We start from the raw sequence: 20,124 nt of genomic DNA on the forward strand, positions 1-20,124 counted from the left end.
TTGGGCACAGCCTAAATCTTGTGAGCCATGAGAACAAATGCCAGGATTGGAACCCTCCCATACCTCAAAAGTATTCCTATGTTGGAGCTTCGCCAGCTTAAAGCCTTTGTCGCGATCGCCGAAGAAGGCTACATCACTCGTGCGGCCGAGCGTTTGGGCATGCAACAACCACCGTTGACGCGGCTGTTGCAAAGCCTTGAGGCGCAGCTGGGGGTGGTCTTGATGGAGCGCCTGCCCCGTGGCGTGCGCCCTACTACGGCGGGGCTGGCCTTGTTGGAGGAAGCGCGGGCATTACTTGCTCAGGCTGAGGGCTTGGCCGATGTGGTGCGCCGCGCCGCCCGGGGGGAGCGCGGGCGCCTGGCGATCGGCTTTACCAGTTCCGCCGCGCTGCATCCGTTCGTGCCAGGTGTACTGCGGCTGTTTCGCGAAACGTTTGCAGGCGTGTCGGTGGTGCTGGAGGAAGCCGGTACCGGCGAACTGCTCGACGCTCTGGTGCATGAGAAACTCGACGCGGCGTTTATCCGTTCCCCACTCAGCGGTACCCAGTCGCTGCACGACGAACCGATTTTGGTGGAGCCCATGTTATTGGCATTGCCCACTGACCATCCGCTGGCGACAGACACGGGCGCGCTGCCCCTGGCCGCGCTGGCGAACGAATCCTTTGTGCTTTACCGCCGCCGCGTGGGGCTGGGGTTGTATGACGCGATTCTGGTGGGCTGCCGTGAAGCCGGGTTCAGCCCGCAGGTCGTCCAGGAAGCACCGCGCATGACAGCAACGTTGAGCCTGGTGGCGGCGGGCCTCGGCGTGTCAATTGTGCCGGCGTCCATGCAGCGCTTGCGGGGAGACGGCATCGTCTATCGCGAGCTGACGGAGTGCCGCAGCCTGGTCGCGCCGTTGCATTTGGCGACGCGTGCCGGCGACAGCTCTGCAGTATTGCGCCGGTTCAAGGAGATGGTGATAACGGCGGCGTCGACGGAGGCCTGAATCCAGGCAATAAAAAACCCCCGAGGCTTGAGCCATCGGGGGTTTGCACGTTCCGGGGGTGAGACCTTAGAACGGGATATCGTCATCAAAGCTGTCGAAATCCGGAGCCGGCTGTGGAGCAGCCTGTTGCGGAGCCGGCGCCTGACGCGACTGTTGCGGTGCCGATTGCTGCGGACGCGGAGCCTGCTGGCGTGGAGCCGGAGCGGACTGCTGGTAGTTGTTGCCCCCGCCTTGTTGGTCGCCCTGCTGTGGACGGCCGCCCAGCAGCTGCATGGTGCCTTGCATGTCGACCACGATTTCAGTGGTGTAACGCTTGATGCCGTCTTTTTCCCACTCGCGGGTTTGCAGCTTGCCTTCGATGTAGACCTGCGAACCTTTGCGCAGGTACTCACCGGCGATTTCTGCAACCTTGCCGAACATCGACACACGGTGCCATTCGGTTTTCTCGACCTTCTGGCCGGTTTGCTTGTCGGTCCACTGTTCGCTGGTCGCCAGACTCAGGTTGGTCACGGCGTTACCGTTAGGCAAGTAGCGAACTTCGGGATCCTGGCCGCATGTACCGACCAATATGACTTTGTTAACCCCACGGGCCATAACGTTCTCCTAGGCTGGGCGCGCTGTCGGCACTGGGTTGACCAGTTGCTCAAGCGTCGCGCGATCCAATAATTCGGTGTCCAATTTGATGTAAATCGCAGCTTCTTCTGCGATCACTACAGCGTCCGTTACTCCAACGACGGCCTTCAGGCGCTCGACCAAGCCAGCTTCGCGAATGGCTTCGGGCGACAATGGCAGGCGCAGGCTTGTGACGTACGGAGGTTCGCGCATGGTAACAGCAAAGGCCAGCCAAAGTGCAGCCAGCCCGGCGCATCCGAGGAAGACAACCGACAAACCGCCATGCTGGAACATCCAGCCGCCCATGATGCCGCCAAGCGCCGAACCGAGGAACTGGCTGGTGGAATACACCCCCATCGCCGTGCCCTTGCCGCCGGCCGGTGAAACTTTACTGATCAGCGACGGCAGTGAAGCCTCCAGCAGGTTGAACGCGGTGAAGAACACCACCGTGCCGATTACCAGTGCCCGCAGGGTGTCGCCGAACTGCCAGAAGAATAGCTCAGTGAGCATCAATGTCGCGACGGCGCCGAGCAGAACTCGTTTCATTTTGCGTTTCTTCTCGCCGTAGATGATGAACGGGATCATGGCGAAGAACGAAACCAGCAGCGCGGTCAGATAGACCCACCAGTGCTGTTCCTTGGGCAGGCCGGCTTTTTGTACCAGGGCCAGGGGCAAGGCGACGAAGCTGCACATCAGCATCGCGTGTAATACGAAGATACCTAAATCCAGGCGCAGCAGGTCCGGATGCTTGAGCGTCGGCAGCAAGGCTTTGCGTGCGACGCCGGACTCGCGGTGCTGCAACGTGCCGGTCGAACGCGGCACCATAAAAGCAACGATCACGATACCGAACAGCGCCATGCCGCCGGTGGCCAGGAACAAGCCGTGCAAACCAAACGCGCGGGTCAGCAAGGGGCCGACCACCATGGCCACGGCAAACGACAGGCCGATGGTCATGCCGATCATGGCCATGGCCTTGGTGCGATGTTGTTCGCGGGTCAGGTCCGAGAGCAGCGCCATCACGGCGGCGGAAATCGCGCCCGCGCCTTGCAGGACGCGCCCGGCGATCACGCCCCAGATCGAGTCGGACTGCGCAGCGAGTACGCTGCCGAGAGCGAACACGATCAGCCCAAGGTAGATCACCGGACGACGGCCGATGCGGTCGGAAATGATCCCGAATGGAATCTGGAAAAGTGCCTGGGTCAGGCCATAGGCGCCAATGGCGAGGCCGATCAGGGCGGGGGTTGCGCCCGCGAGATCCATGCCATAGGTCGCCAGTACCGGCAACACCATAAACATGCCAAGCATACGGAAGGCGAACACCAGGGCCAGACCGCTTGCTGCTCGGGTCTCGCCGCTACTCATGCGTTCGCTGTGGGGATCGTGCATGGAAAAACCTCGTGTGAACCGGCGGCGATTCTACCAGTCCCATCGATTGAGAGGGTATATGCGGCGCTTTGCCGCGCAGCTTTCATGTAAGGCTGCACCCGGCACTTTGACAGTGTATATTCATCCAGTCTTTAGCCGTATACTCCTGCATTATTTACGCCCGCCGTGCGAGGCCATCTTGGACAAGATCCTGATTCGTGGGGCTAGAACCCACAACCTGAAGAACATCGACCTGACCCTGCCCCGGGACAAATTGATCGTCATCACCGGTTTGTCGGGGTCCGGCAAATCGTCCCTGGCATTCGACACGCTGTACGCCGAAGGCCAGCGCCGTTATGTGGAATCGCTGTCGGCCTATGCCCGGCAATTCCTGTCGATGATGGAAAAGCCCGACGTCGACACCATTGAAGGCTTGTCGCCGGCCATTTCCATCGAGCAAAAGTCGACCTCCCACAACCCGCGCTCCACCGTGGGCACCATTACCGAAATCTACGATTACCTGCGCCTGCTGTATGCCCGCGTGGGTATTCCGCGTTGCCCGGACCACGACATTCCGCTGGAAGCCCAGACCGTCAGCCAGATGGTCGACCTGGTGCTGGCCCAACCGGAAGGCGCCAAGCTGATGCTGCTGGCGCCGGTGATTCGTGAGCGCAAGGGCGAACACCTTTCCGTCTTCGAAGAGCTGCGTGCGCAAGGTTTTGTACGCGCGCGCATCAACGGCAAACTGTACGAGCTGGATGAAGCACCGAAACTCGACAAGCAGAAGAAGCATTCCATCGACGTTGTGGTCGACCGCTTCAAAGTGCGCGCCGACTTGCAGCAGCGCCTGGCGGAATCCTTCGAAACCGCACTGAAACTGGCAGACGGCATTGCGCTGGTCGCACCGATGGACGATGAGCCGGGCGAAGAAATCATCTTCTCGGCGCGTTTCGCTTGCCCGATCTGCGGCCACGCCATCAGCGAGCTGGAGCCCAAGCTGTTTTCCTTCAATAACCCGGCCGGCGCTTGCCCGACCTGTGACGGCCTGGGGGTGAAACAGTTCTTCGACATCAAGCGCCTGGTCAATGGCGACCTGACGCTGGCGGAGGGTGCGATACGCGGCTGGGACAGGCGTAACGTCTACTACTTCCAGATGCTCGGGTCGTTGGCGTCTCACTATAAATTCAGCCTGGAAGTGCCCTTCAACGAACTGCCGGCCGAGCAGCAGAAAGTCATTCTGCATGGCAGTGGTTCGCAGAACGTCGACTTCAAGTACCTGAATGACCGAGGCGACATCGTTAAGCGCTCTCACCCGTTCGAAGGCATTGTGCCGAACCTGGAGCGTCGCTATCGCGAGACAGAATCGGCGAGCGTGCGCGAAGAGCTGGCCAAGTTCCTCAGCACTCAACCGTGCCCGGATTGCCGTGGCACTCGCCTGCGTCGCGAAGCACGGCATGTGTGGGTCGGCGAGAAAACCCTGCCGGCGGTGACCAACCTGCCGATCGGCGACGCCTGTGAATACTTTGGCGTGCTCAAGCTGACAGGACGTCGCGGTGAGATCGCCGACAAGATCCTCAAGGAAATCCGTGAGCGGTTGCAGTTCCTGGTCAACGTTGGCTTGGACTACCTGTCTCTGGACCGCAGTGCCGATACGTTGTCTGGCGGTGAAGCTCAACGTATTCGTCTGGCCAGCCAGATCGGTGCAGGGCTCGTGGGTGTGCTGTACATCCTTGATGAGCCGTCGATCGGGTTGCACCAACGAGACAACGACCGGCTGCTGGGCACGCTGAAACACCTGCGGGATATCGGCAATACGGTGATTGTGGTCGAGCATGACGAGGATGCAATTCGTCTGGCCGATTACGTCGTCGATATCGGCCCGGGTGCTGGCGTGCATGGCGGGCATATTGTTGCCCAGGGCACGCCCGCCGAAGTCATGGCTCACCCGGATTCGCTAACCGGCAAGTACTTGTCCGGTCGTGTGAAGATTGAAGTGCCGGCCAAACGAACGCCGCGCAACAAGAAGCAGGCGCTGCATTTGAAAGGTGCGCGCGGCAACAATTTGCGCAATGTCGACCTGGAAATCCCCCTGGGCCTGCTGACGTGCGTGACTGGCGTTTCCGGTTCGGGCAAATCGACGCTGATCAACAACACACTGTTCCCGCTAAGTGCCACTGCGCTGAACGGCGCGACCACCCTTGAAGCCGCTGCACACGACAGCATCAAGGGCCTGGAGCTTCTGGACAAGGTGGTCGACATTGACCAAAGCCCTATTGGCCGCACACCGCGCTCCAACCCGGCGACCTACACAGGGTTGTTCACGCCGATTCGTGAGCTGTTTGCGGGCGTCCCGGAGTCTCGCTCGCGGGGTTACGGGCCGGGCCGGTTCTCGTTCAACGTCAAGGGCGGTCGCTGTGAAGCGTGCCAGGGCGACGGCCTGATCAAGGTTGAGATGCACTTCCTGCCGGACATCTACGTGCCTTGCGATGTGTGCAAGAGCAAGCGCTATAACCGTGAAACCCTTGAAATCAAGTACAAGGGCAAGAACATCCACGAAACTCTGGAGATGACCATCGAAGAGGCGCGGGTGTTCTTCGACGCGGTTCCGGCATTGGCGCGCAAGCTGCAGACGTTGATGGATGTAGGCTTGTCGTATATCAAGCTGGGGCAATCGGCGACCACGCTGTCCGGTGGCGAGGCGCAGCGGGTGAAGCTTTCCCGTGAGCTGTCCAAGCGCGACACCGGCAAGACCTTGTATATCCTTGATGAACCGACCACCGGCCTGCACTTCGCGGATATTCAACAATTGCTGGACGTACTGCATCGCCTGCGTGACCACGGCAACACCGTGGTGGTGATCGAGCACAACCTGGACGTGATCAAGACCGCCGACTGGCTGGTCGACCTGGGGCCGGAAGGCGGCTCGAAAGGTGGTCAGATCATTGCGGTGGGTACGCCGGAGCAGGTTTCCGAAATGCCGCAATCGCATACCGGCTACTACCTGAAGCCGTTGCTGGCCCGTGACAAAGCCTGATTTATCGGGCGCATGAAAAAGCCCCTGTCACTTTGCGGTGACAGGGGCTTTTTTGTGGCCGGGAATCAGAACTGCGATTGCAGGTAATTCTCAAGACCGATCAGCTTGATCAGGCCCAACTGCTTTTCAAGCCAGTAGGTATGATCTTCTTCGGTGTCTGCCAACTGCACGCGCAGAATCTCGCGGGTGACATAGTCGTTGTGCTGCTCGCAGAGCTCAATGCCCTTGCAGAGTGCGGCACGCACCTTGTATTCGAGGCGCAAGTCACTGGCGAGCATCTCAGGCACCGTGGTGCCGGTGTCCAGGTCGTCGGGACGCATACGCGGCGTGCCTTCGAGCATCAGGATACGGCGCATCAGTGCGTCGGCGTGCTGTGCCTCTTCTTCCATTTCGTGGTTAATACGTTCGTAGAGCTCGGTAAAGCCCCAGTCTTCGTACATGCGCGAATGGATGAAATATTGGTCACGAGCTGCCAGTTCGCCCGTCAGCAACGTGTTGAGGTAATCGATTACGTCGGGGTGACCTTGCATCGCCCTACATCTCCCTGCTTGAAAGTCTGTAGTTTGAACCATGATGACTCGAAGGTCACGGGACCAACGGCAGAAAAGCGAAGATATTCTGAGAAAAGTAGCTGAAATAACGCAAAAACCGCCCAAATGAGGGCGGTTCTGCTTCTCGTTTAGAGTCAGCTAAGCGTTACGCCCAGTGCCCTTGCGATTGCTTCGCCATAAGCAGGGTCAGCTTTGAAGAAGTGCTGCAGTTGGACCTGGACAATGTCGCTGGTAACGCCGGCCATTGCACCTGCGATGTTATTAACCAGCAGAGCTTTTTGAGCGTCATCCATCAAACGGAACAGTGCACCTGCATGGCTGTAGTAGTCAGTATCTTCACGGTGATCATAACGATCAGCCGAACCATTCAAGGCCAGAGCTGGCTCTGCGTACTGAGGCGCTTGCTTCGGGGCATCAGCGAAACCGTTAGGCTCATAGTTAGGTGAGGCTCCACCATTACTACCGAAAGCCATGGAACCGTCACGTTGATAGCTGTTCACTGGGCTAAGCGGGGCGTTTACCGGCAACTGCTGGTGATTGGTGCCTACGCGATAGCGGTGCGCATCGGCGTAGGCAAACACGCGACCTTGCAGCATGCGATCGGGCGAAAGGCCCACGCCTGGGACCATGTTGCTAGGGCCGAAGGCAGCCTGCTCCACTTCAGCAAAGTAGTTCAGCGGATTGCGGTTAAGCTCCAGCTCACCCACCTCGATCAACGGAAACTCCTTTTGCGACCACGTTTTGGTGACGTCGAAAGGGTTTTCATAGTGAGCCGACGCTTGGGCTTCGGTCATGATCTGAATGCAAACGCGCCATTTCGGGAAATCACCCCGTTCAATCGCGCCAAACAGGTCACTTTGGGCGTAATCAGGATCGGTGCCGGCCAGGCGTGCAGCCACATCGGGAGCCAGGTTCTTGATACCTTGCTTGGTCTTGTAGTGCCATTTAACCCAGTGGCGCTCACCCTTAGCGTTGATCAAGCTATAGGTATGGCTACCGAAGCCGTGCATGTGGCGATAGCCGTCCGGAATGCCGCGATCCGAAAACAGAATGGTGACCTGATGCAGAGACTCAGGTGATTTCGACCAGAAGTCCCATTTCCGCTGATTGGTGGGGACATTGCTCTGCGAGTCACGTTTCTGGGTATGGATAAAATCCGGGAATTTAAGCGGGTCACGGATGAAAAACACCGGAGTGTTATTGCCGACGATGTCCCAATTACCCTCTTCAGTATAAAACTTCAAAGCAAAGCCACGTGGATCACGTGCAGTATCCGCAGAGCCACGCTCACCACCTACAGTAGAAAATCGCAGGAAAGTCGGGGTCTGCTTACCAACGGTCTCGAACAACTTGGCACGCGTGTATTCGGTGATGTCTTTGGTAACCGTGAAAGTACCGTAGGCGCCCGACCCCTTGGCGTGCACACGACGCTCCGGGATGTTTTCCCGGTTGAAGTGCGCGAGCTTCTCGATCAGGTGGAAATCGTCAAGCAGCAAAGGACCGCGCGGGCCGGCAGAGCGGGAGTTTTGGTTGTCAGCGACGGGAGCGCCACTGGCGGTGGTAAGGATTTTCTGGCTCATGCTCAATCTTCCTCAAATCAGTCTAGGAACTGCCGGCTAATCGGCTTGGAGGGAGTATTGACCATCAAGATGACACCATCAAATTCATTAAATCATGGACATTGATAGAGAATAACTAACGAACCACCAGAGCAAATAGCTATTGGTTTAATCACGACCGGCAGTGACGTGAAGAGAATAGACGGCTTTTATTGCGCCCACAAAAAACCGGGCACTAGGCCCGGTTCTTCGTTGCAGCTTGTCGTCTTACTCGGCGCTTACAGCTTCGCCGGCAGTAGCACGATCAACCAACTCGACGTACGCCATAGGCGCGTTGTCGCCAGTGCGGAAACCGCACTTGAGGATGCGCAGGTAGCCACCCTCACGGGTAGCGTAACGCTTGCCCAGGTCGTTGAAGAGCTTACCAACGATAGCTTTCGAACGAGTACGGTCGAAAGCCAGACGGCGGTTAGCCAGGCTGTCTGTCTTGGCCAAAGTGATCAGCGGCTCAGCAACGCGACGCAGTTCTTTAGCTTTCGGCAGTGTAGTTTTGATCAGCTCGTGCTCGAACAGCGACACCGCCATGTTTTGAAACATGGCCTTACGGTGCGAGCTGGTACGGCTCAGGTGACGACCACTTTTACGATGACGCATGGTTCATTCCTTACCAAACTCACGTTCGGTGATTACGACGATCAGGCAGTCGCCTTGTCGTCCTTCTTAAGACTTGCAGGCGGCCAGTTGTCGAGGCGCATGCCGAGGGACAGACCGCGGGAGGCCAGAACGTCCTTGATTTCAGTCAAGGATTTCTTGCCCAGGTTCGGAGTCTTCAACAGTTCTACTTCGGTGCGCTGAATCAGATCGCCGATGTAGTAAATGTTTTCCGCCTTAAGGCAGTTAGCCGAACGTACAGTCAGTTCCAGATCGTCAACCGGGCGAAGCAGGATCGGATCGATCTCGTCTTCCTGCTCGATTACCACTGGTTCGCTGTCACCTTTGAGGTCGACGAACGCAGCCAACTGCTGTTGCAGAATGGTTGCAGCGCGGCGGATAGCCTCTTCAGGATCCAGAGTACCGTTGGTTTCCAGATCAATAACCAGCTTGTCCAGGTTAGTACGCTGCTCGACACGGGCGTTTTCCACCACGTATGCGATACGGCGAACCGGGCTGAACGAAGAGTCAAGCTGCAAGCGACCAATGCTGCGGCTTTCGTCTTCATCGCTCTGACGCGAGTCGGCCGGTTCATAACCACGACCACGAGCTACGGTGAGCTTCATGTTCAGGGCGCCGTTAGACGCCAGGTTAGCGATTACGTGATCGGGGTTAACGATCTCGACATCATGATCCAGCTGAATATCGGCAGCGGTAACCACCCCCGAACCCTTCTTCGACAAGGTCAGCGTAACTTCGTCACGGCCGTGCAGCTTGATAGCCAGACCTTTAAGGTTCAACAGGATTTCAATTACGTCTTCCTGTACACCTTCGATGGCGCTGTACTCGTGGAGCACACCGTCAATCTCGGCCTCGACTACTGCACAGCCGGGCATTGAGGACAACAGGATGCGGCGCAGCGCGTTGCCCAGGGTGTGGCCAAAACCACGCTCGAGAGGCTCGAGAGTGATCTTGGCGCGGGTTGGACTGACAACCTGCACATCAATGTGGCGGGGTGTCAGGAACTCATTTACCGAAATCTGCATGGATGCACCTATTTTCTAGCCCTTACTTGGAGTAGAGCTCGACAATCAGGCTTTCGTTGATGTCGGCGGACAGATCACTGCGAGCAGGAACGTTCTTGAAAACGCCCGACTTCTTCTCAGTGTCTACTTCTACCCATTCTACGCGGCCACGTTGGGCACACAGATCGAGAGCTTGGACAATGCGAAGTTGGTTTTTTGCTTTCTCGCGAATCGCGACCACGTCACCAGCACGAACCTGGTAAGACGGGACGTTAACGGTTTGGCCGTTTACGCTGACGGATTTGTGCGATACCAGCTGACGGGATTCGGCACGAGTCGAACCAAAGCCCATACGGTATACAACGTTGTCCAGACGGCATTCGAGCAGTTGCAGCAGGTTTTCACCGGTTGCACCTTTTTTGCCAGCAGCTTCTTTGTAGTAGCCGCTGAACTGACGCTCGAGAACGCCGTAGATACGACGGACCTTCTGCTTTTCACGCAGTTGGGTGCCGTAATCGGACTGGCGACCGCGGCGTTGGCCGTGGATACCAGGTGCTGCTTCAATGTTGCACTTCGATTCGATCGCGCGCACGCCGCTCTTCAAGAAGAGATCGGTGCCTTCACGACGAGCGAGTTTGCATTTTGGACCAATGTAACGAGCCATTCTTTACAATCTCCTGGATTACACGCGGCGCTTCTTCGGCGGACGGCACCCGTTGTGCGGGATTGGCGTCACGTCGGTGATGCTGGCGATCTTATAGCCACAGCCGTTCAAAGCACGGACAGCAGACTCACGACCTGGACCTGGACCTTTGACGTTGACGTCGAGGTTTTTCAGGCCGTATTCCAGCGCAGCTTGACCAGCACGTTCAGCAGCTACTTGAGCAGCAAACGGGGTGGACTTGCGGGAACCGCGGAAACCCGAACCACCGGAGGTAGCCCAAGAAAGCGCGTTACCTTGACGGTCGGTGATGGTCACGATTGTGTTGTTAAAAGATGCATGGATGTGGGCGATGCCATCAACCACTGTCTTTTTAACTTTTTTACGAGGACGAGCAGCAGGTTTTGCCATGATAATTTTCCTGTCGATTCGCGTGGGCGATTACTTGCGGATCGGCTTACGCGGACCTTTACGGGTACGCGCGTTAGTCTTGGTACGCTGACCGCGTACTGGAAGACCACGACGATGACGCAGACCACGGTAGCAACCGAGGTCCATCAAACGCTTGATTTTCATGTTGATTTCGCGACGCAGGTCACCTTCAGTGGTGAACTTCGCCACTTCGCCACGCAACGCTTCAATCTGCTCGTCGCTCAGATCCTTGATCTTTGCGGCTGGGTTTACCCCAGTGTCTGCGCAAATTTTCTGCGCAGTAGTGCGACCAACACCATAGATGTAGGTCAGCGAGATAACAGTGTGCTTGTTATCTGGAATGTTAACGCCTGCAATACGGGCCATTCAGTGGGACTCCAATTGACAGCTACCTACGCCCCGGAAGCCAAGAAATAGGGCGCGAGATAATATCGCTGTAATAACAAATAATCAACCCGGCAGCGCACTAGCTGCCGGGCTTCAAGCGGATCACACTCAGCCTTGGCGCTGTTTGTGACGCGGTTCCGCGCTGCAAATTACTCGAACAACACCTTCGCGGCGAATAATCTTGCAGTTACGGCACAGCTTTTTCACCGATGCACGAACTTTCATCACCAACTCCTCGAACCTTATGGGTACTCAGCGCAACATGCCGCTGCCGTAACCCTTCAGGTTGGCTTTCTTCATCAGGGATTCGTACTGGTGCGAAACGAGGTGCGATTGTACTTGGGACATGAAGTCCATCACAACCACGACCACGATCAGCAACGAGGTCCCGCCAAGGTAGAACGGAACGTTTGCTGCAACCACCAGGAACTGGGGAAGCAAGCACACGGCCGTCATATATAGAGCACCGAACAAGGTCAAACGAGTCAGAACGCCATCAATGTAGCGTGCCGACTGCTCACCTGGACGGATACCCGGAATAAAGGCACCGGACTTCTTCAGGTTTTCCGCTACGTCTTTCGGATTGAACATCAACGCCGTATAGAAGAAGCAGAAGAAAATAATCCCTGCACTAAACAGCAGAATATTCAACGGCTGACCAGGAGCGATCGACTGAGAGAGGTCCTGCAGCCAGCCCATATTTTCAGACTGACCAAACCAGGTACCCAACGAAGCCGGAAACAGCAAAATGCTGCTCGCGAAAATTGCCGGAATAACACCGGCCATATTCACTTTCAGCGGCAAGTGGCTGGTCTGCGCGGCAAAGACCTTGCGGCCCTGCTGACGCTTGGCGTAGTGAACAGCAATACGACGCTGGCCACGCTCAATGAACACCACAAAACCGATAATCGCTACTGCCAGCAAACCGATAGCAACCAAGGCGAAGATATTGATATCACCCTGACGTGCAGACTCGAAAGACTGCCCGATTGCTCTCGGAAGACCGGCGACGATACCTGCGAAAATCAACATCGAGATACCGTTACCAACACCACGCTCAGTAATCTGCTCACCCAGCCACATCATGAACATCGCACCAGCCACAAAAGTGGATACCGCGACGAAATAGAAGCCAAAGTCACCAGTGAACGCAACACCCTGCCCGGCCAGGCCAACGGACATGCCGATAGCTTGAACCAGAGCGAGGATGACAGTGCCGTAGCGGGTGTACTGGCTAATCTTGCGACGGCCAGCTTCACCTTCCTTCTTCAACTGCTCCAGTTGCGGGCTGACGGCGGTCATCAGTTGCATGATGATCGATGCCGAAATGTACGGCATGATCCCCAGTGCAAAGATGCTCATCCGTTCCAGCGCGCCGCCGGAAAACATGTTGAACAAGCTAAGAATGGTCCCCTCATTCTGTCGAAACAGGTCTGCGAGTCGGTCCGGGTTGATACCTGGAACCGGGATGTGTGCGCCTATTCGGTAGACGATAATCGCCAGGAACAGAAAACGCAGACGAGCCCAAAGTTCAGACATACCGCCTTTGCCGAGCGCTGAGAGAGCACCTTGCTTAGCCATTTATTCCTCGAACTTGCCGCCAGCTGCTTCGATAGCCGAACGCGCACCTTTGGTGGCGCCGATTCCCTTGCCGATAGTGACAGCGCGAGTCACTTCACCGGACAGCATGATTTTCACACGCTGTACGTTGACGTTGATCACGTTGGCATCTTTCAGGGTCTGCACAGTAACGATGTCGCCTTCCACTTTAGCCAGCTCGGACAGACGCACTTCTGCGCGGTCCATGGCTTTCAGGGATACGAAACCGAACTTAGGCAGGCGACGATGCAGCGGCTGTTGACCGCCTTCAAAGCCTGGAGCGATGGTGCCACCGGAGCGGGAGGTTTGACCTTTGTGGCCACGGCCACCAGTCTTACCCAAACCGCTACCGATACCACGGCCCGGACGATGCTTTTCGCGACGGGAACCCGGCGCTGGACTCAGATCATTGAGTTTCATCGATTAACCCTCTACACGCAGCATGTAGTAAGCCTTGTTGATCATCCCGCGATTCTCGGGAGTATCCTGGACTTCTACAGTGTGACCGATGCGACGCAGACCCAAACCTTTAACACACAGTTTGTGGTTAGGGATGCGGCCGGTCATGCTTTTGATCAGCGTTACTTTAACGGTAGCCATGATCAGAAGATCTCCTTGACAGTCAGACCACGCTTCGCAGCGATGGACTCAGGAGATTGCATAGCTTTCAAACCCTTGAAAGTGGCGTGAACCACGTTTACCGGGTTAGTCGAGCCGTAGCACTTGGCCAGAACGTTCTGAACGCCAGCAACTTCGAGGACAGCACGCATAGCGCCGCCAGCGATGATACCGGTACCTTCAGAAGCAGGCTGCATGTAAACCTTCGAAGCGCCATGGGCGGACTTCATTGCGTACTGCAGAGTGGTGCCGTTCAGATCAACCTGGATCATGTTGCGACGAGCAGCTTCCATTGCCTTCTGGATCGCAGCAGGCACTTCACGTGACTTGCCACGGCCGAAGCCAACACGCCCTTTACCATCACCCACCACGGTCAACGCGGTGAAAGTGAAGATACGGCCGCCTTTAACGGTTTTGGCTACGCGGTTAACTTGAACCAGCTTCTCAATGTAGCCTTCGTCGCGCTTTTGGTCGTTATTTGACATAACTTAGAACTCCAGCCCAGCTTCACGAGCAGCATCAGCCAGCGCTTTCACGCGACCGTGGTACTTGAAGCCAGAGCGGTCGAAAGCCACTTGCGAGACGCCGGCGGCCTTAGCACGCGTAGCGACCAGCTGGCCAACCTTAGTGGCCGCGTCGATGTTGCCGGTGGCACCATCACGCAGTTCTTTGTCCAAAGTCGAGGCGCTTGCCAGGACTTGGTTGCCGTCGGCCGAGATGACCTGGGCGTAGATGTGCTGCGACGAGCGATACACGCAGAGACGCACGACTTCGAGTTCGTGCATTTTCAGGCGTGCTTTGCGAGCGCGACGCAGTCGAGTAACTTTTTTGTCGGTCATTTGCTATGCCCTACTTCTTCTTGGCTTCTTTACGACGGACGACTTCGTCCGCGTAGCGCACACCTTTGCCTTTGTACGGCTCTGGTGGACGGAAGTCGCGGATCTCAGCGGCCACCTGACCTACCAGCTGCTTATCAATACCCTTGATCAGGATATCGGTTTGGCTAGGGGTCTCAGCGGTGATGCCTTCCGGCAGTTCGTAATCCACTGGGTGCGAGAAGCCAAGGGCCAAGTTCAAAACCGTGCCTTTTGCTTGCGCTTTGTAACCAACACCGACCAGCTGGAGCTTACGCTCGAAGCCTTGGCTTACGCCTTGGACCATGTTGTTTACCAACGCACGCGTGGTACCGGCCATTGCGCGAGTTTGTTGATCGCCATTGCGAGCAGCGAAACGCAACTCACCAGCTTCTTCAACGATCTCAACGGACGAATGGATGTTCAGTTCAAGAGTGCCCTTGGCACCCTTCACCGAAAGCTGTTGGCCTGCGAATTTTACTTCGACACCGGCTGGCAGCTTAACGGGGTTCTTAGCGACGCGAGACATGCTTATCCCCCCTTAGAACACAGTGCAAAGAACTTCGCCGCCGACACCGGCAGCGCGCGCAGCACGATCCGTCATCACACCTTTGTTGGTGGAGACGATAGACACACCGAGACCGCCACGAACTTTCGGCAGATCTTCAGCGGACTTGTACTGACGCAGGCCTGGACGGCTAACGCGCTTCACTTCCTCGATGACCGAACGGCCTTCGAAGTACTTCAGCTCGATGGACAGCAGTGGTTTGGTTTCGCTGCTGATCTGATAACCCGCAATGTAGCCTTCGTCTTTCAGGACTTTGGCAACAGCTACCTTCAACTTGGAAGATGGCATGCTTACGACGGACTTTTCAGCCATCTGGGCATTACGGATACGAGTTAGCATGTCCGCTAACGGGTCCTGCATACTCATGGGCTAGACGCTCCTAATACAAAAAAATTAGCCTTGCGGCTACATATGTCGCCGAGAATCTCCGGGCATAAAAAACACGGGCTCAGGCGAGCCGCGTATTTTAGACATACTCCAGAAATGAAACAAGCCCCAAAAGGGGCTTGATCCAGATTCAAGGCCACCGGCGGTCAGTATCTTGCGATTCTGCCCACCGGGACGCTGAAAGTACTTACCAGCTGGCTTTAACCAGACCTGGGACGTCACCACGCATTGCCGCTTCACGCAGTTTGTTACGGCCGAGGCCGAACTTGCGGTAAACGCCGTGTGGACGACCGGTCAGGCGGCAGCGGTTACGCATGCGCGAGGCGCTTGCGTCACGTGGCTGCTTCTGCAGAGCTACTGTCGCTTCCCAACGTGCTTCTGGACTTGCGTTCAGATCAACGATGATTGCTTTCAGTGCTGCACGCTTCTTGGCGTACTTGGCAACCGTGAGCTGACGCTTCAGCTCGCGGTTTTTCATGCTCATCTTGGCCATGGTCCTACTCCAATCAGTTGCGGAACGGGAATTTGAAAGCACGCAACAGGGCGCGACCTTCATCATCGTTCTTGGCAGTGGTGGTCAGGGTGATGTCCAGACCGCGGAGAGCATCGATCTTGTCGTAGTCGATTTCCGGGAAGATGATCTGCTCTTTCACGCCCATGCTGTAGTTACCACGACCATCGAAGGACTTGGCATTCAGGCCGCGGAAGTCGCGGACCCGAGGCAGGGAGATCGACAGCAGACGATCCAGGAATTCGTACATACGCTCACGGCGCAGAGTCACTTTGACGCCGATCGGCCAACCTTCACGGACTTTAAAGCCAGCGATGGATTTCCGAGCGTAAGTCACAACGACTTTTTGACCGGTGATCTTTTCCAGGTCAGCTACAGCGTGCTCGATGACTTTTTTGTCGCCGACCGCTTCGCCCAGACCCATGTTCAGGGTGATTTTGGTAACGCGTGGAACTTCCATCACGTTCGAAAGCTTAAGTTCTTCCTTAAGTTTCGGTGCGATTTCTTTCCAGTAAATCTCTTTTAGTCGTGCCATGGTCTTCTACCTAGCAGTGTTCAAGCATCAACCGCTTTTTGGGTCGACTTGAAGACACGAATTTTCTTGCCATCTTCTACTTTGAAACCAACGCGGTCAGCCTTGTTGGTTTCGCCATTGAAAATAGCGACGTTAGAAGCGTCCAGTGGAGCTTCTTTTTCGACGATACCGCCTTGTACGCCCGACATCGGGTTAGGCTTGGTATGACGCTTAACCAGGTTCAGACCACCGATAACCAGACGGTTATTAGCGAGAACCTTAAGCACCTTACCGCGCTTACCTTTGTCTTTGCCGGCGATCACGATGATCTCGTCGTCACGACGAATCTTTTGCATGTCGGATCTCCTTACAGCACTTCTGGGGCGAGCGAGACGATCTTCATGAACTTCTCAGTACGAAGTTCACGGGTCACTGGCCCAAAGATACGGGTGCCGATCGGCTCTTGCTTGTTGTTCAGAAGAACAGCAGCGTTGCCATCAAAGCGGATAATGGAGCCATCAGCACGACGTACGCCGTGACGAGTGCGGACTACAACAGCAGTCATCACTTGGCCTTTTTTCACTTTACCGCGAGGAATTGCTTCCTTCACGGTAACCTTGATGATGTCACCGATACCAGCGTAACGACGATGGGAGCCACCCAGCACCTTGATGCACATAACACGGCGAGCGCCGCTGTTATCGGCCACATCGAGCATGGATTGAGTCTGAATCATATAATTTCTCCGACCCCTAGTCCTTAGACTTCCACAGCGCGTTCGAGAACATCAACCAATGCCCAAGACTTGGTCTTGGCCAGCGGACGAGTTTCACGAATAGTGACTTTGTCGCCGATGTGGCACTGATTGGTTTCGTCGTGCGCGTGCAGCTTAGTCGAACGCTTAACATATTTACCGTAGATCGGGTGCTTAACGCGACGCTCGATCAAAACGGTGATGGTTTTGTCCATCTTGTCGCTGACAACACGGCCAGTCAGCGTACGGACAGTCTTTTCGGCTTCAGCCATGATCACTTACCTGCCTGCTGGTTAAGCACAGTCTTCACGCGAGCGATGTCACGCTTAACTTGCGAGAGCAGATGAGACTGCCCCAACTGGCCAGTTGCTTTCTGCATACGCAGATTGAACTGGTCGCGCAGCAAGCCGAGCAATTGCTCGTTCAGCTGCTGTGCGGATTTTTCACGAAGTTCATTCGCTTTCATCACATCACCGTCCGTTTAACAAAGGAGGTGGCGAGCGGCAGCTTTGCAGCAGCCAGGGCGAAAGCCTCACGCGCCAGCTCTTCAGTAACACCCTCGATTTCATACAGGACTTTGCCTGGCTGAATCTGGGCAACCCAATATTCCACGTTACCCTTACCTTTACCCATACGAACTTCGAGGGGCTTTTTGGAGATAGGCTTGTCCGGGAATACACGGATCCAGATCTTGCCGCCACGTTTAACGTGACGGGTCAGTGCACGACGCGCTGACTCGATCTGACGAGCGGTGAGACGACCACGAGCTACAGACTTCAGCGCGAACTCGCCGAAGCTGACTTTGCTACCGCGCTGAGCCAGACCACGGTTGTGGCCTGTCATCTGCTTGCGGAACTTCGTACGCTTAGGTTGCAACATTTGGCGTACCCCTTACTTAGCAGCTTTTTTACGAGGCGCTGGTGCTTGTGGTTTCAGTTCTTCTTGGCGACCACCAATTACTTCGCCTTTGAAGATCCAAACCTTTACACCGATCACACCGTAAGTGGTGTGAGCTTCGTAGTTGGCATAGTCGATGTCGGCACGCAGGGTGTGCAGTGGCACACGACCTTCGCGATACCATTCAGTACGTGCGATTTCAGCACCGCCGAGACGACCGCTCACTTGGATTTTGATGCCTTTGGCACCAATGCGCATGGCGTTCTGTACAGCGCGCTTCATAGCGCGACGGAACATTACGCGACGCTCCAGCTGCTGAGCTACGCTCTGCGCAACCAGCATACCGTCGAGCTCCGGCTTGCGGATCTCTTCGATATTGATGTGCACAGGCACACCCATTTGCTTGGTCAGGTCCTGACGCAGTTTCTCAACATCTTCACCTTTCTTCCCGATAACGATACCTGGACGAGCGGTGTGGATGGTGATACGTGCAGTTTGCGCCGGACGATGGATATCGATACGGCTTACGGACGCGCTTTTTAGTTTGTCTTGGAGATACTCACGCACCTTCAGATCAGCGAACAAATAGTCCGCATAAGTCCGACCGTCTGCGTACCAGACGGAGGTGTGCTCCTTGACGATTCCCAGGCGAATGCCAATGGGATGTACTTTCTGACCCATCTCTTCGACTCCGTTACTTGTCAGCAACCTTGACAGTGATATGGCAAGACCGCTTGACGATGCGATCAGCACGGCCTTTGGCACGTGGCATGATGCGCTTCAGCGAACGCCCTTCGTTGACGAAAACGGTGCTGACCTTCAGGTCATCAACGTCTGCGCCTTCGTTATGCTCGGCGTTGGCTACGGCCGACTCCAGCACTTTCTTCATGATCTCGGCGGCTTTCTTACTGCTGAAAGCCAACAAGTTGAGCGCTTCGCCCACCTTCTTCCCGCGGATCTGGTCGGCGACCAAGCGGGCTTTCTGGGCGGAGATTCGAGCGCCCGACAACTTAGCGGCTACTTCCATTTCCTAACCCCTTAACGCTTGGCTTTCTTGTCTGCCACGTGCCCACGATAAGTGCGGGTACCGGCAAACTCGCCCAGTTTGTGGCCGACCATGTCTTCGTTAACGAGAACTGGGACGTGTTGACGACCGTTGTGTACTGCGATGGTCAGACCGACCATTTGTGGCAGGATCATCGAACGACGCGACCAGGTTTTCACCGGTTTGCGATCGTTCTTTTCCGCCGCCACTTCGATCTTCTTCAGTAGGTGAAGATCAATAAAAGGACCTTTTTTCAGAGAACGTGGCACTGTCGTATCCCTCTATTTACTTGCGACGACGGACGATCATTTTGTCGGTACGCTTATTACCACGAGTCTTCGCGCCCTTAGTCGGGAAGCCCCATGGCGATACCGGATGACGACCACCAGAGGTACGACCTTCACCACCACCGTGTGGGTGGTCAACCGGGTTCATGGCAACACCACGAACGGTTGGGCGAACGCCACGCCAGCGTTTGGCACCAGCTTTACCCAGCGAACGCAGGCTGTGCTCGGAGTTCGAGACTTCACCCAGGGTCGCGCGGCATTCAGCCAGCACTTTACGCATCTCACCAGAACGCAGACGCAGGGTCACGTAGACACCTTCACGAGCGATCAGCTGAGCCGAAGCACCAGCGGAACGAGCGATTTGCGCGCCTTTACCTGGCTTCAATTCGATGCCGTGTACGGTGCTACCAACTGGAATGTTACGCAGTTGCAGAGCGTTGCCCGGCTTGATCGGTGCCAGAGCACCTGCGATCAGCTGGTCGCCAGCACTCACGCCTTTAGGGGCGATGATGTAGCGACGCTCGCCATCTGCGTACAGCAGCAGAGCGATGTGAGCAGTACGGTTTGGATCGTATTCGATACGCTCGACAGTGGCAGCGATGCCATCTTTGTCGTTGCGACGGAAGTCGACCAGACGATAATGCTGCTTATGGCCACCACCGATGTGACGAGTGGTAATACGACCATTGTTGTTACGACCACCAGTCTTCGATTTTTTCTCGAGCAGCGGTGCGTGAGGAGCGCCTTTATGCAGCTCCTGGTTGACCACCTTGACCACAAAACGGCGGCCAGGGGAAGTCGGTTTGCATTTAACGATTGCCATGATGCA

General features: G+C 56.1%; 30 protein-coding genes. 2 read left to right on the forward strand and 28 right to left on the reverse strand.

Going from position 1 to position 20,124, the window contains the following annotated elements; genetic code table 11:
* Nucleotides 1-78: 78 nt before the first annotated feature.
* Nucleotides 79-984, forward strand: a complete 906-nt coding sequence (locus BFW87_RS07915; RefSeq protein ID WP_139372408.1) for a LysR family transcriptional regulator — start codon at nucleotides 79-81, stop codon at nucleotides 982-984.
* Nucleotides 985-1,050: 66 nt separating this feature from the next.
* Here the strand turns inward: BFW87_RS07915 and BFW87_RS07920 are convergent, their stop codons facing one another.
* Together BFW87_RS07920 and BFW87_RS07925 are read right to left on the reverse strand one after the other, a co-directional pair.
* Nucleotides 1,051-1,578, reverse strand: coding sequence for a single-stranded DNA-binding protein (locus tag BFW87_RS07920; RefSeq protein ID WP_016969466.1), 528 nt, complete (start codon nucleotides 1,576-1,578; stop codon nucleotides 1,051-1,053).
* A 9-nt stretch (nucleotides 1,579-1,587) separates the two neighbouring features.
* On the reverse strand, nucleotides 1,588-2,982 hold the full coding sequence (locus tag BFW87_RS07925; protein ID WP_078739357.1) for an MFS transporter: 1,395 nt from the start codon (nucleotides 2,980-2,982) through the stop codon (nucleotides 1,588-1,590).
* A gap of 178 nt (nucleotides 2,983-3,160) precedes the next feature.
* On the opposite strand from BFW87_RS07925, the gene uvrA reads away from it, so the two are divergent.
* Entirely contained in the window at nucleotides 3,161-5,995 is a 2,835-nt protein-coding gene (uvrA, locus tag BFW87_RS07930; protein ID WP_078739358.1) for an excinuclease ABC subunit UvrA, read from the forward strand.
* Nucleotides 5,996-6,060: 65 nt separating this feature from the next.
* Here uvrA and bfr read toward each other — a convergent pair whose 3' ends face one another.
* The 26 genes from bfr to rplB all read right to left on the reverse strand — a co-directional run bounded on the left by bfr (nucleotide 6,061) and on the right by rplB (nucleotide 20,118).
* Nucleotides 6,061-6,525, reverse strand: a complete 465-nt coding sequence (gene bfr, locus BFW87_RS07935; protein WP_071485373.1) for a bacterioferritin — start codon at nucleotides 6,523-6,525, stop codon at nucleotides 6,061-6,063.
* Nucleotides 6,526-6,680: 155 nt separating this feature from the next.
* The gene (locus tag BFW87_RS07940; RefSeq protein ID WP_078739359.1) at nucleotides 6,681-8,126 is read right to left on the reverse strand and encodes a catalase; all 1,446 of its coding nucleotides are present in this window, start codon (nucleotides 8,124-8,126) and stop codon (nucleotides 6,681-6,683) included.
* A gap of 246 nt (nucleotides 8,127-8,372) precedes the next feature.
* Nucleotides 8,373-8,759, reverse strand: a complete 387-nt coding sequence (gene rplQ / locus BFW87_RS07945) for a 50S ribosomal protein L17 (RefSeq protein ID WP_007918448.1) — start codon at nucleotides 8,757-8,759, stop codon at nucleotides 8,373-8,375.
* Nucleotides 8,760-8,800: 41 nt separating this feature from the next.
* On the reverse strand, nucleotides 8,801-9,802 hold the full coding sequence (locus BFW87_RS07950; RefSeq protein ID WP_003176403.1) for a DNA-directed RNA polymerase subunit alpha: 1,002 nt from the start codon (nucleotides 9,800-9,802) through the stop codon (nucleotides 8,801-8,803).
* Nucleotides 9,803-9,824: 22 nt separating this feature from the next.
* On the reverse strand, nucleotides 9,825-10,445 hold the full coding sequence (rpsD, locus tag BFW87_RS07955) for a 30S ribosomal protein S4 (protein WP_003210056.1): 621 nt from the start codon (nucleotides 10,443-10,445) through the stop codon (nucleotides 9,825-9,827).
* A gap of 18 nt (nucleotides 10,446-10,463) precedes the next feature.
* Nucleotides 10,464-10,853 (reverse strand): 30S ribosomal protein S11, encoded by a 390-nt coding sequence (gene rpsK, locus BFW87_RS07960; protein ID WP_002555466.1) that lies wholly within the window; start codon nucleotides 10,851-10,853, stop codon nucleotides 10,464-10,466.
* Nucleotides 10,854-10,883: 30 nt separating this feature from the next.
* A complete protein-coding gene (gene rpsM, locus BFW87_RS07965; RefSeq protein WP_057724827.1) occupies nucleotides 10,884-11,240 on the reverse strand; it encodes a 30S ribosomal protein S13 in 357 nt (118 codons plus the stop codon).
* A 129-nt stretch (nucleotides 11,241-11,369) separates the two neighbouring features.
* Nucleotides 11,370-11,486, reverse strand: coding sequence for a 50S ribosomal protein L36 (rpmJ, locus tag BFW87_RS07970; RefSeq protein ID WP_002555468.1), 117 nt, complete (start codon nucleotides 11,484-11,486; stop codon nucleotides 11,370-11,372).
* Nucleotides 11,487-11,513: 27 nt separating this feature from the next.
* Nucleotides 11,514-12,842 (reverse strand): preprotein translocase subunit SecY, encoded by a 1,329-nt coding sequence (secY, locus tag BFW87_RS07975; RefSeq protein ID WP_071485371.1) that lies wholly within the window; start codon nucleotides 12,840-12,842, stop codon nucleotides 11,514-11,516.
* A complete protein-coding gene (gene rplO, locus BFW87_RS07980) occupies nucleotides 12,843-13,280 on the reverse strand; it encodes a 50S ribosomal protein L15 (RefSeq protein WP_003176407.1) in 438 nt (145 codons plus the stop codon).
* Between the two features lie 3 nt (nucleotides 13,281-13,283).
* Nucleotides 13,284-13,460: a 50S ribosomal protein L30 gene (rpmD, locus tag BFW87_RS07985; RefSeq protein ID WP_003176408.1), complete on the reverse strand. Its 177-nt coding sequence runs from the start codon at nucleotides 13,458-13,460 to the stop codon at nucleotides 13,284-13,286.
* Between the two features lie 2 nt (nucleotides 13,461-13,462).
* Complete coding sequence (rpsE, locus tag BFW87_RS07990) at nucleotides 13,463-13,963, reverse strand: 30S ribosomal protein S5 (protein ID WP_003176409.1); 501 nt, start codon at nucleotides 13,961-13,963, stop codon at nucleotides 13,463-13,465.
* A 3-nt stretch (nucleotides 13,964-13,966) separates the two neighbouring features.
* Nucleotides 13,967-14,317, reverse strand: coding sequence for a 50S ribosomal protein L18 (gene rplR / locus BFW87_RS07995; protein ID WP_003176410.1), 351 nt, complete (start codon nucleotides 14,315-14,317; stop codon nucleotides 13,967-13,969).
* Nucleotides 14,318-14,327: 10 nt separating this feature from the next.
* A complete protein-coding gene (gene rplF / locus BFW87_RS08000) occupies nucleotides 14,328-14,861 on the reverse strand; it encodes a 50S ribosomal protein L6 (protein WP_003176412.1) in 534 nt (177 codons plus the stop codon).
* Between the two features lie 12 nt (nucleotides 14,862-14,873).
* Complete coding sequence (gene rpsH, locus BFW87_RS08005) at nucleotides 14,874-15,266, reverse strand: 30S ribosomal protein S8 (RefSeq protein WP_010566853.1); 393 nt, start codon at nucleotides 15,264-15,266, stop codon at nucleotides 14,874-14,876.
* 208 nt (nucleotides 15,267-15,474) lie between these two features.
* Nucleotides 15,475-15,780 carry a 30S ribosomal protein S14 gene (rpsN, locus tag BFW87_RS08010; RefSeq protein WP_003176414.1) on the reverse strand — a complete coding sequence of 102 codons (306 nt, stop codon included), beginning with the start codon at nucleotides 15,778-15,780 and terminating at the stop codon, nucleotides 15,475-15,477.
* Nucleotides 15,781-15,793: 13 nt separating this feature from the next.
* The gene (rplE, locus tag BFW87_RS08015; RefSeq protein WP_003176415.1) at nucleotides 15,794-16,333 is read right to left on the reverse strand and encodes a 50S ribosomal protein L5; all 540 of its coding nucleotides are present in this window, start codon (nucleotides 16,331-16,333) and stop codon (nucleotides 15,794-15,796) included.
* A gap of 20 nt (nucleotides 16,334-16,353) precedes the next feature.
* Nucleotides 16,354-16,668 (reverse strand): 50S ribosomal protein L24, encoded by a 315-nt coding sequence (gene rplX, locus BFW87_RS08020; RefSeq protein WP_003176416.1) that lies wholly within the window; start codon nucleotides 16,666-16,668, stop codon nucleotides 16,354-16,356.
* Nucleotides 16,669-16,679: 11 nt separating this feature from the next.
* Nucleotides 16,680-17,048, reverse strand: coding sequence for a 50S ribosomal protein L14 (gene rplN / locus BFW87_RS08025; RefSeq protein ID WP_002555479.1), 369 nt, complete (start codon nucleotides 17,046-17,048; stop codon nucleotides 16,680-16,682).
* A 23-nt stretch (nucleotides 17,049-17,071) separates the two neighbouring features.
* Nucleotides 17,072-17,338: a 30S ribosomal protein S17 gene (gene rpsQ / locus BFW87_RS08030; protein ID WP_003176419.1), complete on the reverse strand. Its 267-nt coding sequence runs from the start codon at nucleotides 17,336-17,338 to the stop codon at nucleotides 17,072-17,074.
* A gap of 2 nt (nucleotides 17,339-17,340) precedes the next feature.
* On the reverse strand, nucleotides 17,341-17,532 hold the full coding sequence (gene rpmC, locus BFW87_RS08035; protein WP_002555481.1) for a 50S ribosomal protein L29: 192 nt from the start codon (nucleotides 17,530-17,532) through the stop codon (nucleotides 17,341-17,343).
* Nucleotides 17,532-17,945, reverse strand: a complete 414-nt coding sequence (rplP, locus tag BFW87_RS08040; RefSeq protein WP_017736665.1) for a 50S ribosomal protein L16 — start codon at nucleotides 17,943-17,945, stop codon at nucleotides 17,532-17,534. The genes rpmC and rplP overlap by 1 nt, the downstream gene beginning before the upstream one ends.
* A 12-nt stretch (nucleotides 17,946-17,957) precedes the next feature.
* Complete coding sequence (rpsC, locus tag BFW87_RS08045) at nucleotides 17,958-18,644, reverse strand: 30S ribosomal protein S3 (RefSeq protein ID WP_003176422.1); 687 nt, start codon at nucleotides 18,642-18,644, stop codon at nucleotides 17,958-17,960.
* A 13-nt stretch (nucleotides 18,645-18,657) separates the two neighbouring features.
* Nucleotides 18,658-18,990: a 50S ribosomal protein L22 gene (rplV, locus tag BFW87_RS08050; protein ID WP_003103908.1), complete on the reverse strand. Its 333-nt coding sequence runs from the start codon at nucleotides 18,988-18,990 to the stop codon at nucleotides 18,658-18,660.
* Between the two features lie 11 nt (nucleotides 18,991-19,001).
* Complete coding sequence (rpsS, locus tag BFW87_RS08055; RefSeq protein WP_002555486.1) at nucleotides 19,002-19,277, reverse strand: 30S ribosomal protein S19; 276 nt, start codon at nucleotides 19,275-19,277, stop codon at nucleotides 19,002-19,004.
* Nucleotides 19,278-19,293: 16 nt separating this feature from the next.
* On the reverse strand, nucleotides 19,294-20,118 hold the full coding sequence (gene rplB, locus BFW87_RS08060; protein ID WP_003210080.1) for a 50S ribosomal protein L2: 825 nt from the start codon (nucleotides 20,116-20,118) through the stop codon (nucleotides 19,294-19,296).
* Nucleotides 20,119-20,124: the final 6 nt, after the last annotated feature.

It is taken from the genome of Pseudomonas fluorescens, assembly GCF_002022275.1.
GTDB lineage: Bacteria > Pseudomonadota > Gammaproteobacteria > Pseudomonadales > Pseudomonadaceae > Aquipseudomonas > Aquipseudomonas fluorescens_AJ.